We start from the raw sequence: 17,019 nt of genomic DNA, 5'->3' as shown, positions 1-17,019 counted from the left end.
GCTCCTACATAAGTAGGAACTCTTTCCCATCCAGGGGGAAGTTTATCCGAAGAAGATCGGACCGAAGGCAGTTACAAGCAGAGTCAAGAACAGGACCAAGATTGGAATTACGATATGTTCATTCTTAGCCAGGAATCCTTTTCCCAAAAGATGTTCCTCTTTGATCAGATAGTGCCGAACTACGTGCTTGGTCAGCAGGTGATTCAAAGCCACTGGCGGAGTTAAATATCCTAACTCAAAGGAAACAAGTGCAGTCATCCAAAAATTCAATGGATTGATTCCGTTTGCTTTTGCAATCGGATACAGAGTTACCGATACCAAAATTACCGCGCCATAAGGATCCATTAGCATACCAATAATGACCAGTGCAACGGTCAAGACTAGCATTGCGCTAAATGGAGAACCCAGTTGGGTCGGGAATAAATTAATCACTTCTGATCTTTCGAAAACCCCGCCCATACTCGCGGAAAGTCCCATTAACAGCAGTAAGGCGCCAAGGTGGGAACCTGCATCGTAGGATGTCCTAGTAATTTTTACTGCTTCGCGGGCTTCTTCCGTATGAGGATGCTCTTTCTTAGAATACCTATAATCGATGAAAAGCAATGCTAACATCGCGATAGGTAGAATGTACGGAGCAGTATGCTCGTCAAAATGAGTCCCGAGTCCCAACACGATCGCGAGCACGATTACAATGGATACAATCATGTAGACTCCGAAGGATTTAAATGCAAGCCAGGTTTGTCCGAATGCGTTTGACTCAGGCTTGATCTTCCAAGATTCCTTTCTTGTAAACCAGCTTACGACTAAGAAAAGAGAAGAAGAGACTGCAAAGACTCTCCAGCCCCAATGGAACAATTCATCGGTAGTTACATCTAAATTCAAGGAAGCTACAATAACCACGAGCAGACAAGGAGGTAGAACCACTCCTAAGCTCCCTGACATCGCGGTCGCTGCGAGTGCCCGCTCTTGGGTCGCACCAGCTCTCCTCAATTCAGTAAATACTGTAGCACCTAACGCGAGCACAACGATGCCGGAAGCACCGCTATAAGCTGTAGGAAGAGCAGCAACAATCACAATGATTACTGCAAGAAGTTCAGAAGGCAATTTCCAAGGCTTCAGGATATCAAAGAATCTCCGTCCCAGGGAAGTGTCTCTTAACAAAATTCCCGTCCAAACATAGAGTCCGATCTGAATATATAAAGTAGCATGCTCAGTCAACTTTTGGAGATAAATCGCAAGTCCGGCAGGATGGTGTTCGTAAAGGAAAAAATACACTGCGCATATAAAGGCCATCCAACAGTATAAAGGAATACAAAGAGACGCGTTGACCAGGTTCAAGGCGGCATTGTTTTCCTTTTTAGGAAAGACCGGATGCATCAAATTATATACATTTAACCCAGCTAGAAATGCCATACCAACAATCCAGAGAACTTGGATCTGGGCCTCTACTCCGGTTTGTAGCATGAGCATGTAAGAAGCTGAAATGACTAAGATAATGTTCGCGAGAACCTGGCTTACTTCCGTAACTACTTCATCGTACCAGTTTTCCGGATTTCTAAGAGCGATATGATATCTCCTCGTAGTAGATACCGTACCGGCGACCAACAGTAGCACCACCATCGTCATCGGGATATAATCTGTGGCAAAGATCGTTAACCAAGAAAGCCTTCTTTCTATACCGCAATACGTGGACTGAGCCCAGGTCATGTTAGCTGCGACTTCGAGCAGTTCGAGCTGAGTCTCGCTCAGACCGGTGGAAGCGCTCGGAGCAGTTCCTGTGGATCCTAGATCCAGTTCATCTAACAGAGCAGAATCAGATTCGCTGACCTCAGCTCTCTCGTCCCCTCCCGCGGTCATTCCGGCCATACACACGTTTCGGATCATCGCGTAATTCGGCCAAATGGTGCCGCCTACTCCAAGCAACCTTGCTTGTAGAAGTTGTCCGCCGCTTTGAATCAAGGGCACGAACAAGAAAAACAATACGGCCCAGGAAACTATTTTTCTCCACATAGTATTTGAAACCAATCCTTAGGAAATTTAGGCGTTATCCGATCCGCCTTGCAGGGAGGAAGGATTCCTCCCCTTATCTATATCTACTTTTTTTAATATATAACGCGAGCTATTCCAGGTCGTCCGAACATTCTTTCGCAACTGGGTCAGCTTTGCAGCGAACTCCCTTCATGAGTTTTAGAATTGCTGGATGGTATACTTTCTTATCTCTCAGCTTAGTGCGAACTTCTCTAAACTTCTCAAAGTATCCGATTTGCTGATCTTTCGGTACTTCCAACCAGAATTTCGCAGGGATCTCTTTCTCTGCTTTTTTGGTAAGTGTCAGCATAGACTCGAACTGAGTAGAAGCCCAGGCTCTCGAGGTGTTGCCGTATCCCTCAGGAAAATCCTTATGGCGACCAACGATCTGAAATGTTAACTGACCGATTGGAAAACGCACAATCCCGCCGTTCGGAGAAATCCCCTTCATCAATTCCAAAGGCTTGATTCCGATTGCAGGAGAATAGCAAGCATCTGCTCTACCATTATTAAAAATACCGGCAAAAGTCGCGATTTCCGCCGGAACCATAGACGCTCCAACAATATCCACCATAGTGGTTGCTGCTTGGTCGTAAGTCAATGTAGCGATTTTCTTTCCAGCGAGATCTTTGATATCCTTTAAATTCTTGTCCCGAAGTAGTAAGTAAACAGCTCCTCCAGGAAACATAGCCATGGTTTCATAGTCACCATCTACATTCAATTTCCTTGCTTTAGGATTTGCTAATACTTCGATCGTCCTATGCAACAAATCGTAACCTGGAAGCGCGCCGATCGCTTCGATAGAACCGGATTGAGGAACATAACCTCTCACACGTAAAGAGGTCAGAAACGCAAGATGACATTTTCCTGCTTTGAAATCTGAGTTTGCGACTACCTCATCGGTATACGCCTTGAGTTCCACTCTGACTCCCCAACTCAAAGCTTGAGCTTGGTAGCGTTGTCCCGCTTTGAAAACATCCCCGTGCGTTCCGGATGGATCAAAAACGCACATAGTGCGATCGACCGGTTCCGCCGCAATGAGGGAATGTAATCCGAACAGGACCGCTCCTATTAGAAAATAGGTAATTACAGATTTGAATTTCATCCGCTTCATCTGTTGGTTCTCCTTCGCATTGTTATCAGTACTGTTGTTTAGATTCATAGAAATCTTTTGTCCTAAGCCTTCTAGCTTATAGGTCCTTTAATAAATCATCGTCGTCTTTGCTGGATTTCTTTTTACCAGGAAAAGGGCCAAAAGCTACCGGTCCGCGATGTCCAGTTTCTTTGACCCAAATCTTGTCTGATTCGTGTCTAGATAATGCTTCTGCATATGTTTCCAGTAGTAAAAACTCTTTCTTAGGAGGAACTTTTTCCAAGATAGAAGAATGTTCTTTGATCAACTTCTTCATAAGCTCAATATTTCCCTGGCCAGCGATTGCTTGGATTTGGAAAGCTCTAGAAAGTCTGACTCCAGCTTGGTCTCCTAGTTTTACTGCCTCTTCCAACTGTTTGATCGGATCCTTTCCGGCAGGAGTCACTCCCGGAACCGACATCCACACTACTGCTTCAAATGCAAGAGGAGTTCCCCACCATTTCTTAGGATCCAAGCATTTGGAAGCTTGAGATACGATGGATGGAATTTCAGTAGTAATACCGGCATATCCTTGAGAAGCACGATCGTGCAAAATTGCGAGCAACCCAGAAGCCAATCCAACTAAAAAGTAAAATTGCTCTTCTTCATTCATAGAAGGACAGCTTCCCTTCCATTCGCCGAAATATTCCACAAAATGGTTGTAAGACTCTCCGAATCTTTTTGCTGCCATTCCTTCTTGGCGAATTTGAATTGCTTGAAAGTCCGCGGCTTCTTCTGCTTTTCCTTTTCGCACTGCCGCAATGTAAGAGAGTTCCGCTTCCTGCGCTCTGCGTTCCGAGCAGATTCCTGCACCCATAGCAGCCACCATGACAGGTAAATGCACTTCGGTTCCGACTCTTTGGAAGGAGGCTACTAAAGGACCTAAGGCAGTACCACCTGTACAAACAGCGTCCAAATCTTCGGATGCCAAAAAGTGAGGAACTAAATATTCCTCTGCATACGAATTCAAAGTGGATCCGGTGGCCCGATATACTAGGGAGCAATTAAGATTGGTAATTGTAACAATCGTTACAAATAAAAGTATAATATTTTTCATGCCGGTTGATGGTTACTTTTCTACTTAAAGAACTTAGGGGATTCTGGGAAAACCTACGGGACGGACTGTGGGCGTCCAACGATTTTTGTCTGAATGGTCGTTTTATTGAAAGAATTCCTTCTCTCTCTTTATTCAAGTCAATGACAGGAAAAAAGGTTTTTAAGATACGGGAGATGTCACTTGGGCACGAATCTTTTCGATTAAAGAGATCGTTTCTGGCTCAGGTTCCACTCCGAGTTCTTTCTTTAAGATCTTTTTTAGATCTTCAAACTTTCTGAGAGCTTCATTTTTTCGATCCAATTGCTGCAATGCTTCCAAGTGAAATCGCCAAGCCCTTTCATCCAAATCGTCCAAACGAATCCAGCTCTCCGAATCCACAAATAAAGTTGCGCTATCTCCTAGTTTAAGGGATTGCTCACACAAAATTCGATAGGTTTCGATCAAACTTTTTCTTAGATATTCTCTTCTTACATCCGATTCAGGGAAATAGAGATCAAATTCAAAGAAATCACCTTTGTACAATTCCTGTATTCTTCGAAATAGTGCATATGCTTCTTCTTCTTTCTTATCTCTTAATAAGCGCTGTGCAATTTCGAAGTCTTTTTCGAATTCTGCAAAGTCCGCACCCACAAGCTCCGGATGAAAGTAGAGTCTATCTTCGGCAAAAACCAATGCATCCGGATTTCCCAGAATCTTTCGAAGCCTAAACAAAAGTGCATGCAAACTGTTGAGTGCATTCTTCTCCCCCATTCCGGGCCAGAGATTTTCTAGGAGCTCCTCTTTGTGCACACCTTTTCCGAATCTGATGACCAGCAATTTGATGAGCTTCAGTAATTTCTTTTTACTCGAGTAGTCAGAAGCCGGGATTTTCTTACCGTCCAGTTCGATTTCTAACGGACCTAGAGTTTTGATTCTCAGTTTGCTAGAATTCTGAGCTTTCCTTTTCGAGATTCCTGAATATCCTTCTTCTATTTTCTTCTCCGGAGTTTTCTCCACCCTAGCTGAGGCAGAAGACACTTTGGTAGAATTGGATGAAATCGTACTAAAGCCTGCGCGATCAATCCAATGGGAGACTGCTTCCTTGAATTCTAGGCGAACCTCCCTTTCTGATTGATTCACAGTCAAGAAGCTATCCACTGAAAACATCAAGACCAGAAAACTAAAGTGGGAAGTGTACGGAATTGGGAGTATATCCGTCGCGACCAGGATATCAGCGATTACGTTTCCGCAAAACAGAATCAATCCGAAGAGCAAAAACCTGTTCCTAAAGTTATTCCGGAAGAATTGATTGATCACCTTAAACAAGGTCCAGAAAATCATCAAGATTGCGGAAAGATAGAAATACTGTACCAGTATCGGTTGGTTGGTTTCGTAGATGACCACACCCAAGTAGGGAAAGCTTCTCGGATGAGACAGGTTCATTGTATATGCATTCGGATCCGTCACCAAGATTCCGGAGAGTAGTAGATTCAAGAATACATAAAGATATACAAAATCTTTACTGAATAATCTTCTATAACTGTTTACGAATAACACTAGAAAGGTGCCGAAAATCGGAATCATAGTGTTTTCCATTCTTTCGTAGAACAGCGCCTTTTCGACACTCTCTGCGTTCACTGTCAAAGTGAAGAAGAACAAGTACATTCCATAAGATACTTGCAATAAAGCAAAATGAAGTAAGTAGATCTGTTTGGTATTTTTCGCAAACAATACCAAATTATGCAGCGTACGGTAAATAAGAACCGTTGCCACGAGATAGCAAGAGATTTGGTAAAACGTCATGGTCTACTTTTCATTCCTATTGTGCCTGGAATCCTGCAAGTTCTTTCTGCAAAAGAATGCAATTTTGTGAATAAAAGCTCACAATTAAATGGATCATGGTGAAACATAGAATTGCCTTCCTTTTGCTTACTTAGTTTTAGTTTTTACTTATGCAACGAATTCTAACTGAGGCAAGACGTTACACAGATATAACAACCGTTATTCATAAATTATACTAGTTTATGATTCGGCGGAACTTCTTGGACGAATGGAACTCTAAGATTTCGACGAAAATCGAAAAAAGCGAAGTGCGTAATGAAAGAAAAAATACCGGAGGGAAATCTTCCCGCCGGTATTTCTTTTTTGGTCCAGATCCTATTTTAGAGAGGATCGTTAAGGGCAAACAACCAGAGAAGCTGGATCCGAAAGCGCCGTTCCTTTAAATCTAAGTCCACCTAACATATATGGATCGCTCGTTGGAGGAGTGTCGAGAGTAAAGAAATCGATCACATTGCTGCGAGCATTGATCGCACAAGCAGTGTTTGCGGTCGGATGTCTCAATTTCGGGAAAGTAATTTCAGGTGGAAGTGGTACTTCCTTCAGGATACTGTTGATCAAAGGAACTACGAGAGATTTTACGAGAGGTTCGATCACTACATAGATTCCATCCGGATCCAAACCGAACGGATTGTTCGCCTGTCCTTCCAACACTTCTACAGTATAATCGAGTCCCTCGGTAGAGAGTACTACTTGTAGAGCGTTTAAGTTCTGCAAGCTGGGATTATTGTTCGGGTTGGAAAAGGTTTTGAACCGGAAGTCTGCATCTGCAGCCATACTGATTCTTACAGTTCCGAGAGTGTAGCTAGTTCCGTTCGGACGAGTATCCGATTGGCAAGACGTTAGGTCTTCTCCGGATAGTCCGTTGCAAGAACTAGGTTTTTTTGCCACGATCTTCAATTGCATTTCCGTAAAATAGAGTCTCAGTTTAGGAACTCCTGCTTGTGTTCCCATTGGCTTGAACTTGATATTCGGAGCAAGAACAGGCTCCATTATCATATCAATATCGTCATAGGGTCTTGCAGCTGGTGCTAACTGGTTCGATCCGTTCAAGCCTTGCAGTTTGTCTCTACCTGGAGCCAAGATCGTAATAATCGGAGAAGCTTTCAACAGAGTGGTCGTCAGCTGGAATAAAGGATTTCCTCCGGAGAAATTGTTCATCGTATCGATAAACAATTTATTCATTACGATATCCAATCCTCTTCTTTGCCATAGGTGAAATGCCGCCTGAGACAGAGTATCCGAGTGCATAGAGAGTAAGAATCCCGGATTTGCCGCAGATTGCGAGAATTGATAGGTAGAAGGAAATGGAGTCGCTGGATTGCGAGTGATGATCATTCCGGACTTGGCAGCCTGAGTTCTTAGACCTCTTCCTTGCGGATCCACATAGTCACTGGTAAATGCTAGATCCAGAGAACTCACGAGTCCTTTGTTTGTGCCATCATGCTTGATTAAAGCATCGGAACGAAGCTTGAACTTGATGGTCAAAGGAAAGTTCTGCAAAGGTGCAGGCAAATATTCAGGTAACTTAATAGTTACACCCTGGTCACGCAATGCTAAAACCACTGAGTTCAACACGTTCGGTGCAATCCTTTGGATTACGTCCTTTAACATGTACTGGGTAATGATTCCTTTTACATATGGAACAGTTCCCCCAGCTAAGTTCTGGATCGTGCCTCTTCCGATCAGAGGAACAAGGATATTATCCACTCCCCCTTCGTTAGAGCCTTGGTAGGTCATCGGACCAGTATACATAAAGTCCATGGTATCTTCTGCTCCGGAATACACTCCCATCGGAAGATGATTCGGGTTAGACCAAGGCAATATAAAGAAGTTGTTCGTATTAGAATTGATATCGCTATCGCTAGGATTTAAAGGAAACACAGTATCTTCTACAGCGAATGGTGAACGAATCGTCATGGAGATAACTCCGTTCGTGTCAACGCTCAGATTGTTTCTAGCCCTAGCCATACGCAAGGAAGGAGTTGTGAGTTTCACGCTATTGATGTTCGGCGAATCGGTTCCGTTCAGCGCAGTATCTGCAGTCGGATCCCAGTTCAATTTAGCCGTGGTACTGAAATACATCAGAGTGCCTGGTGAGATAAAGATAGTATACCAGTCTTCGTATCTGGAAACGATGAATAGATCCACTTCTACGTATCTGGATTTTAAATCTAATCCTAGACCAGGAGGCACTGATCCATTTCCTTTGTTCACTCTCAGATCAGCACCTACGTTACCTAATTGTTGATCGGACGCATTACGAACGTAAGGCGGCAGCCTCATGTCCATTACATATACGTCCATGTTCATCCTGGCGGCGCCAAGACTGTCTTGCAACGGGGCGTTGTATTTACTAAACGGCGGAGCAGCCATAGGCCATTTATCGAATGCCCATTCACCCTGATCTTCGGCGCCTTTTGGCGGAACCACATTATTGGGATACGTAGGATAGGTCGGAGATGGAACCCAGCAGTAACCTCTTCCTTCGTTTCCGGGCTTGGAACCTAGTACCGAAACAAATTCACGATTCTTGAATGCATCTAGTCCATTCGTTCCACCGGAACCTGCTACACCTGGACGAATACAAGCCTCCCCGATATTCCACTGACCGTTATCGAAAAATTTCTTCTTAGACCAATTTGGTAGACCGATCAAAAATTCTTGGAACGTACGAGGAGTGTTGAAGTCATCCGTAACCTTGAATGCGTTCGTAGTAAACTTCTCGATCAATTTTCCTAAGAACGGAAGCATCTGGGCTTCGTCCATCACACCGTTGGAAATATTGGAAAGCAATCCATTCGCATTTGCTAAATTTCCATAGTTAAAGCTGAAGTATCTTCTGTAAGTCTTTCCGGTTGAAGTCGCTATTTCATAAAAGTAAGTGTTTCCACCAATCGTAGGGTCGATCCCAGAACCGTTCAAGGTGAGCTGGATCGAATTGGTCATGGAGCAAGGAGCGCTCGCACAAATCGATACGGTCGAAGTGGAACCGCTCTTTTTCAGAATGATAGACTGGATGATTGTTTGGCTACTTACAGGATTTTGAAAATTAGAAGTAAGTTGCAGGTTCGCAGATTGGTCGTACGTGATGTCATTGTCTCCGTTTAACGTACGTTCCATGGCGCCTTGCTTGATCTTATTCGTCATTCCGTAGTCAATAGTAGTCGTAAATTCTACGGTATAAGGCTCTAACGGTTTTCCAGAAAGCGTCAGCGCGTCGGAAGAAACAGTGAGAGTGTACTTTTCTCCGGGTCTCAATTCTCTAAATGGATTGAAAATCAACCTCTGGCCGCTGGCCCAATAGTAATCTCCGCCAGGGTTGGGCCCTAATAGAGGTCCGGAATCTCCGACGATGGAAATAGTCGGCTCAGTAGCAGTCTTGTTCATGGAATGAGAAAAACGAATCTCCAGATCCTTGTATCGATCCACATTGTCTAGAGAATTGATGAACAGAATCGCCTGAGGATTTTTTGTGCCGAAATCTGCCGGCAGAGTCGCTACACTGTTATCCACACTGTTGTAGGTTGGCTGAATACTACCGTCGATTCCTCCGGAAGTCCCACCCGGAAGAATTCCGATATCAAAGATCCCCATGAGATCAAAACCGCCTTCTTTCTTTGGCTTACACGCCAAGGTCATCAGCGAAATCAGAATGAGCGACATCGCAATATCACTCCACTTTCTTTTTTTGAGTAGATCCATTGATTTCTTCCTAGATTCCATGTATTCAACACTCTCAGATTCCGAGGTAATTTCCTTTACCTCATCATTTTTAAATTGTAAAGTTGCTCTATCGTTTACGCTTACTAAGTGATTGTACTGTTTCAAAAATTCACATTGTTCCAGATACATCGTATTTTCAGAATATTCAGTATTATTAATTTCCATCATATTCACCTTACCTAGAAAAGACCGAGACAAACCGGTCCCAATATGTATCTGAGTCCTCATTTTTATTGAAACGATCATAAAAGACCGTGCCGCCAGGGAATGGTTTATGGCCTCTTTCTGTCAGATCCGCAAATATCCCCATCAACGTTCCTGCGGTAAACAGCAGCGAAGACTCGTCCTGTCTAGGAGTTTGGATCATCTCGGAGTTGAGAAGCTTTTTGGTATCGCTAAACATGTCTTTGATGGAGTAAGGAGTTTTCATATCCTGCTCAAGATAAGAAAAGAATTCACCGGACTTGGAAAGCCCCATTAAGACTCCGTTTAAGCTTCTTCCATAAGGAGCGGTCACATCCAACAATTTGGGCGTATCGGAAGTTAATAATTCCGTAATCAAGTGATCTTGGTTTCCTTGGGAATTCCTAAACAGACTTCCTACTAGATCCAGAATTCCGGCGATTTCGGTTTGGCTCGGCACATTGTCCAAAATCATGTCCAAGGAAAAATCTATCATAGGGATCAAACTGTAGATGGACTCTTTGTCGAAATAATCTCTAAGACGGACTGCCCAAGCGCCTAGATCATTCCAAACCGGATCGTAGACGTTGGTAGGGCGAGAATCAGGATAAGCCGCGAGTGTAACTTCCACTTCTTCAAGATAAGTTTGTAAATTGAACTGGTTAGGGGCCGGAGATTCGTTCGTCAGTTTAATCTCGTCGACTAAACCTGAGATAGCCTGGAATGTTTGGTTCGCACCGCTAGCTCTGCTCGGTCTTCCCATTTCTGCAAGCATTTGCACCAAAGTAGAAAGTAGATCTGTGCGGGAGACTAGATTCAGAAAACCATCCTGATACGCAATACGGTTTTCGGACAAGATCGAGAGCATAGATCGAATCGGTTTTTCCGTAATTGGATCTTTCCAACGGAAAAGATACTCTTCTTCTCCGGCTGCACGATTTCGAATACTTGCGTCTGCCATCATCGTCTTCATGACTGTGATGGTTCTTCCTCCTGAACCAGATTCAGGATCCGTAATATTCGTTAGTAGAGGTCTGCTCAGTATTGCGCTGAGGCCGGTCAGCAACTGGTAAGGATTCTTTCCGCCTATTGAATCAGTTTGCTCGTCCAAAGTTTTTGCCAAGGCAATAATCAATGGAAGCAATCTGTTTCTAGTATTCCAATAGCTTGCGACTTGAGAAGGGGAAACATTGTCGGGAGTCAAGAAGGCTAATCTTTCCATCACTGGAAAATTAGCAGCGATTGCCTGTGGGATCACTCCATACTGTGAAGTGGGCGGATAGAAAATATTATAAACGTTTGAATCACCTAAGCTATTGAAGGTGATTGGACTTGTACCGCTGGTTCCGTAGTCCCAGGCTTCGAGATAGAACATGCTATCTCCCGGGAGCTCTGAAAAGTTTTCCTGCAGGATCGGAATTCCAGCTTCTCTGAAGTTTGGCTGGTTCGCAGTCGCGCATCCCGGTTTCCAAAGATTTCCTTTGATCCTCCAGATCCCGTTTACTTTTTGGGAACAAGAAGCGCCGTCTGCCAGAATCGGTCTGGCTCCCATCAATCCTTTCAAACCGTTTGCAATCACGGTTGCATACGCAGCCATTTTGTAAGGAACCCCCGAGCCCAAGGAAGCTCGGAGTGGAATCACCGCGACCATTCTCTTTTCGGTTAACAACCATTGAAAATTTCTATAGATCGCTTCTTCGTCGGTATTTACTGCGCGATCTACTTCTTGTTTTCCAATTTCCCAAACCGGAATGCTCCAGCCTTTTTCTCCCGAAGCATTCTGGCCGTTAGCAACTTGAGTAAAAGAGTTATCCGAAAAAGTAGCTGTGGTTTCTCTCCCACCAGGGCCGACCCATCTGCAAAGGCTTCCGGAAGTGCAACTTCCGTTTACAGTATCAGCGACTTTGATTCTATATTCAGTGGTATTCCAAGAAGACTTGTAAATCAGGTCGTCTCCATTGGAATTCTTATAGAGTTTTCCATCTATGGTATAAATATTTCCTAGAGAATCTACTCGGTTCTTGTTGTAGTACGGCCCACCACCGGAAAGAACCACGTTTAAGATCATCCTCATCATGAAAGGAATCGTCTTAATATAAACCTGATCGTTAGAAGTTGGTACAATACTTCTGTCCGGAGATTCCAGCAAAGTCAGAGTTGGACTATTTAAGAAAATTTGGAATGGAGTGGGAGTAGAAGCGTCTCCGTCCCTGAACACAGCGCCATCATTTGCGCTTTGGTTCAGAAAAGCTTTTACACCTAGGTTCCCGGTCATCGCGGAGCCGAGAGAGTAAATACTATCTCCGACAGTCAGGATTCCCCCTGTCATAGGTCCGCCGTTCACAGAGCCATTCGGCTCTAATCTCATCATCGTAGTATCCGATGGATTCTCCCACCGAAACCCGTAAGTATCCGCGAGAGTTAAAATGAACATCAGAGATTCTAATGCACTGATCGTGTATTTATCGATAGAGTAAGCTCTGTCTCTTCCCAGATAATCTACTCGAATCAAATCTCTGAGAGATTGATCCACACCGGTCATAGTAGGAGCAAAATCTAATTTGAATAAGTTTTGGCTGAGTTTTTGAGAAAGCAAAACATTCGGATCAGAGGTATAATTTCCACCTTTCGTCAGCATAGGCCTTAGATAGCGAAAGGATTCGACCAATACTGTGGAAAAATTTGCAGGGAAATTTGGATCTCGATAATCAGGAAGAGCAGGATCCGAATAAAATTCTCCACCCACAGTGAAATATTTTTCCAGATTGATCACGAGTTCCTTCAGAACTGTTTCGGAAGATTTGAAGTCTGTAAAACCTGCTCTCTTCCGGAAAGATTCTCCGATCGAAGATAAAATCTTTACTATCTTATTTTTTAGAATTCGATCCCCACTTAGGCTAGGATCAGTCATTGCCGCCAAAAGATTTTGGATCGCAGATTTTGCATTCGCGTTCTGATTCAGGGCCTTGTTGGCGACATCCTCAAGATCTATAAAGATTTCCTTAATTTCTGCCCTTTTTAATACAGTTGAGAACTCTCTATATTTGGTTTCGGTCTCTTCCTTGTTAAGAGTAGAATAAAGATAATGTAATGCGTTCTGACTGATTGGAGCCAAGTTACGCAACACAGGTTTGGAATAATTGCGCAATCTTTCCAACCATGGCTGCAAAACATCGAATGCTTGGTTAGGAGCTCCTTCCAATCTATCCAAAATAGCGTGCACTTTCTGCAAAGATTGTCTGGTATTCGCTTCTGGTTTCAGAAGCATATCTCCGGAAGCTCTTAAGAATCCTACGATATCGATTCGATCCGGGATTCTCATGGAACTATCAAGCCTCAGATTAAAATCCGCAGGCTTTAAGCTGTGGAATCCGGCCTTCAAGGAAGGGTACTCATCCAGCAGGTTAAATAAATGGAGACTTCCGCCCTGCTCTAGATTATCTGAAAAACTGCCCGGCGCTGGCTTGTCACCATGGCTGTTGCAACCTAAAGCAAGTGCGACCAGTAGCAAAGCTACCAGTCGCTTACCGTTTCTTTTCACTATCCAATCCATGTTTTTATCTTTTCCGATTGATTGAGAAGATAACGTTCGCTACATAACAACCCCTTACATCAAACTTATATTTTAGTTTTATGCGTAAAAAAACTCCGTGCGTTCGAAAAAAAATTCGGCCCTGAAAATCGCTGTTTTATCCATAACGAATGTTATTTTATTCAATAGCCTTGCCATTTTGACGGTTCGTTTTTGGGCCTGGAAGGAACACCCTCCACAGGATCGCTTGACAGCAAGCAAGTGTATTCGTACGTTTCCGATCCATCCAAAGTGCAAAAGCAACTTGGTTTTGGAATAGAATTCGATGGATTTGTTTGGGGTATTCCGAGGAATTACTTTTTTTGGGGCATGTCTTGGGCTGCTTATGTGCTTAGGGCAATTGGCGATCGAGCGGAAAACAGCCCTAAACCGACTTTTGGCCACATTATTTCTGGCAATCGGAGGCTTCGAAGCCACGATCCTATTATTTCTGTCAGGAGAATTTCAAAGATTTCCCTGGTTGGCTAGCGCGAATCTTCCGATTTTAGGTAGCCTCGGCCCCTTGCTCTATGGAATCCACAGGATCGGTTTCGATTCTGACTCTTCGATCGGATTTTGGGGAATTGAAAAGAAACACTTTCTCGTTCCCTTCCTTTTTTGGACGGCTTTCTTTTCCGGAATTTTTTTGTCCTCCGAATTTCTGACCAAGACCATTTTAGAATTTCTTCATCCAGTTCATGGGACCTTGGGAGAATTCGCAGTATTTGTTCCCCTTGGTTTATTACTCATCTATGTGTCTGCGATTCTCAAGAAAAGCCGGGATCTTTTCCGATGGGAGGTACTCCGAGAAGAGAAGACTGCGAGAATCCTTTTGTTTCTAGTTTTCGCTACAATGCTGAACGTAGGACTCGGAATTCTGTTCTTAGCGACCAAAGAAGGAATCTACCTTTTATCGAATTCCGCTATGGTCGGAATGAGTCTATGTTTGGCATATTTGATAGGACATCGCAGACCGGAATTTTTTCAAACACTGCAATACTTAGCACAAGCAACCAGACAAAAATACCAGCGTTCCCTTTTACAAGGAATCGATAGAAGTGCGCTAAAAGAGAATCTCATTCAGCTGATGATCTCTGAAAAATTGTACAGAGACGAGGAGCTAAGTCTCGCGGACCTAGCGGACGAACTCGCACTCACAACTCACCAAATCTCAGAATTGATTAACCAAGAATTAGGCATGAATTTTTCGGCGTTTGTGAACGACTTTCGAATTCAGGAGGCATGCAAATTGTTAAAAGAAGACCCGGCACGTTCCGTTCTGGATATTGCCTTCGAAGTAGGCTTCGGGACAAAATCTTCTTTCCATAGGGCATTTCAGAAGAATACCGGAAAAACTCCCACCGAATTTAGGAAAGAATTTATCTAACGCGACGATTCGGAAGTGCCTTTTGATAAATTGCGACGACTCGCTGAGGAAAAATCATTAAACTGAGGCCATCTGAATTGAAAACACCGGAGAGATAAATGAGCCTTGCCGAGATCACGAAAACTAAAGAAGACAGAATACGAACAGACAGGGATAAAAGCCGGAAGATCATTCAGTGGATTCGGTTCCGAGACAGAAAGATTCGTCGAAAATTCCCTTTCCTTAGACACCAGAATCTGATCGGCTTCGGAATCACTCTGAGCTCGGCGACTGGGATGATCCTGTTTGCTTCGCTTTATGTTTTAGGTTATATAGGACCAATTACTTGCATTTTTTTGAATACAATATTGGCTTCCATCTTGCATGAAATGGAACACGATTTGATCCATAACCTTTATTTTAAAGAAAATATAAGAATCCAGAATTTACTATTCTGGATCGTTTGGATGTTTCGAGGAAATACTGTCAGCCCTTGGTATAGAAGGATGATACACCTTCACCATCACAAAGTGTCCGGTCACAAGGACGATATTGAAGAAAGATTGATCGGGAACGGCATGAACTTTGGAATCTTAAGACTTCTGACGACGATTGACGGAAACATTTCGTTTCTTGCGCACGTAAAAGAACTAAAAGAAGATGCCCCCAAATTTTCGCGTTCCGAGATTACTTTATCAAGTTGGCCTTTTCTGGTTTTGTTTTATCATCTTTGGTACGGCTTTCTAGGAATCCATGCGATTTATTTAATCAACGGATTTTTATCCCATCCGGTTCAATTCCCAGAATGGATGAACACAGTGAAGGAATTCCTCAATATAGCGGCAGTCATTTATCTGATTCCAAACTGGATACGCCAGACCGTAATCCAATTGGTTTCTTCAAATATGCACTATTACGGAGATGTGAAAGGATTGTACGAACAAACGCAAGTCTTGAATAAATGGTATTTATTTCCGCTCCATCTATTCTGCTTCAATTTTGGAAGCACACACGGAATCCATCATTTCGTGGTAAATCAACCTTTTTATCTCAGGCAGGCTGTAGCTCCGTTTGTGCATCCCGCGATGAAAAAATACGGGATCCGATTCAATGACTTCGGAAGCATATTTCGGGCAAATAGATTTCGCAAAACCGAACCGATGTTAGTAACACAAAATTAAATTTTCGTTACAGTAAAAAATGAGCGAGGGAGAAAAAGTTTCCTTTTCTAAGACTCTCGCTTTTGCATTCTGGTATCGATTATTCCGATGGAAGAAAATCGATTACGAAATTATATAGAACTGCAACTATCTCAGTTGATTATCAGCGGGAACGTATTGTTTGCGCATCTGCTTTCACAATCGCCGTCACTCATCACTTGGGGAAGAACCTTCTTTGCAAGCCTGGTTCTAGGCGGCTTTTTATTGCTGCGAAAGCGCCCCCTCCTCTTTCCGCACAAAAAGGAAAATTTTTGGTCTTTGTGCTCAGGATTGCTCCTGGCCTTGCACTGGGTCACTTTTTTCGCGTCTGCCCAGGTATCTTCCGTAGCAATCGCCGTGGTCACACTTTTTACGCATCCTGTGTGGACCGTGCTCCTGGAGCCTTTTCACTTTAAAACTAGAATCAAGCCTTTGGACGTTGTCATGTCCCTTGTAGTTTTATTCGCGATGTGGATATTAGTTCCGGAATTTCAACTAAGCAATAAATACGCGTTAGGCGTTCTCCTGGGATTGACTTCTGCCTTTGCACTCGCATTTCGAAACCTGTGGACCAAGATCCATCTTTCCAGTCATCCATCCTCCACTGTTCTATTTCACCAAACAGTGGTTTGCTGTGTAATCTTAACCCCTTCCATCTTTTTGGAGCCTATCTTCAAGACCGAAAAGGAGTGGTTTCTCGTCATTTTACTCGGAGTGTTCTTTACAGCATTCGCGCATACTTTGTATATCAGAGCGGTTTTTTATATGAAAGTAAAAACAGTCGCTTTGATGACTACTGTACAACCGGTCTATTCCAGTTTATTGGCTTGGTTACTGCTGAAAGAAATTCCGAGGGGGCAAGATCTTATCGGAGGCGTCTTGATCTTGACCGCCGCCTTGGTAGAAACCATTCGCTACCAACGAAGAAAGGAATGATCG

General features: G+C 43.5%; 9 protein-coding genes. 3 read left to right on the top strand and 6 right to left on the bottom strand.

The features are described 5' to 3' along the window. Window positions 1-42 precede the first annotated feature (42 nt). The 6 genes from CH373_RS05520 to CH373_RS05495 all read right to left on the bottom strand — a co-directional run bounded on the left by CH373_RS05520 (window position 43) and on the right by CH373_RS05495 (window position 13,497). On the bottom strand, window positions 43-2,010 hold the full coding sequence (locus CH373_RS05520; protein WP_100713095.1) for a TRAP transporter large permease subunit: 1,968 nt from the start codon (window positions 2,008-2,010) through the stop codon (window positions 43-45). Between the two features lie 109 nt (window positions 2,011-2,119). Further along, entirely contained in the window at window positions 2,120-3,142 is a 1,023-nt protein-coding gene (locus CH373_RS05515) for a putative solute-binding protein (RefSeq protein ID WP_423789761.1), read from the bottom strand. A 76-nt stretch (window positions 3,143-3,218) separates the two neighbouring features. Continuing rightward, a complete protein-coding gene (locus tag CH373_RS05510) occupies window positions 3,219-4,130 on the bottom strand; it encodes a hypothetical protein (RefSeq protein ID WP_243393274.1) in 912 nt (303 codons plus the stop codon). Between the two features lie 246 nt (window positions 4,131-4,376). Further along, window positions 4,377-5,999, bottom strand: coding sequence for an AfsR/SARP family transcriptional regulator (locus tag CH373_RS05505; RefSeq protein WP_100713093.1), 1,623 nt, complete (start codon window positions 5,997-5,999; stop codon window positions 4,377-4,379). 372 nt (window positions 6,000-6,371) lie between these two features. Then, window positions 6,372-9,929 carry an Ig-like domain-containing domain gene (locus CH373_RS05500; protein WP_243393273.1) on the bottom strand — a complete coding sequence of 1,186 codons (3,558 nt, stop codon included), beginning with the start codon at window positions 9,927-9,929 and terminating at the stop codon, window positions 6,372-6,374. A 7-nt stretch (window positions 9,930-9,936) separates the two neighbouring features. Further along, the gene (locus CH373_RS05495; RefSeq protein WP_100713092.1) at window positions 9,937-13,497 is read right to left on the bottom strand and encodes a hypothetical protein; all 3,561 of its coding nucleotides are present in this window, start codon (window positions 13,495-13,497) and stop codon (window positions 9,937-9,939) included. A gap of 304 nt (window positions 13,498-13,801) precedes the next feature. On the opposite strand from CH373_RS05495, the gene CH373_RS05490 reads away from it, so the two are divergent. The 3 genes from CH373_RS05490 (at window position 13,802) to CH373_RS05480 (ending at window position 17,016) form a co-directional block, all read left to right on the top strand. After that, on the top strand, window positions 13,802-14,902 hold the full coding sequence (locus CH373_RS05490) for an AraC family transcriptional regulator (protein WP_100713091.1): 1,101 nt from the start codon (window positions 13,802-13,804) through the stop codon (window positions 14,900-14,902). A gap of 98 nt (window positions 14,903-15,000) precedes the next feature. Continuing rightward, window positions 15,001-16,062, top strand: coding sequence for a fatty acid desaturase (locus tag CH373_RS05485; protein ID WP_100713090.1), 1,062 nt, complete (start codon window positions 15,001-15,003; stop codon window positions 16,060-16,062). An 87-nt stretch (window positions 16,063-16,149) separates the two neighbouring features. After that, window positions 16,150-17,016: a DMT family transporter gene (locus CH373_RS05480; protein WP_100713089.1), complete on the top strand. Its 867-nt coding sequence runs from the start codon at window positions 16,150-16,152 to the stop codon at window positions 17,014-17,016. The last annotated feature ends 3 nt before the right edge of the window (window positions 17,017-17,019 follow it).

Origin of the sequence: Leptospira perolatii, from assembly GCF_002811875.1 — a bacterium.
Taxonomy (GTDB): Bacteria; Spirochaetota; Leptospiria; order Leptospirales; family Leptospiraceae; genus Leptospira_B; species Leptospira_B perolatii.
The sequence above is the reverse complement of the archived record's forward strand: the minus strand, read 5'-3'. Positions and strand labels throughout refer to the sequence as shown.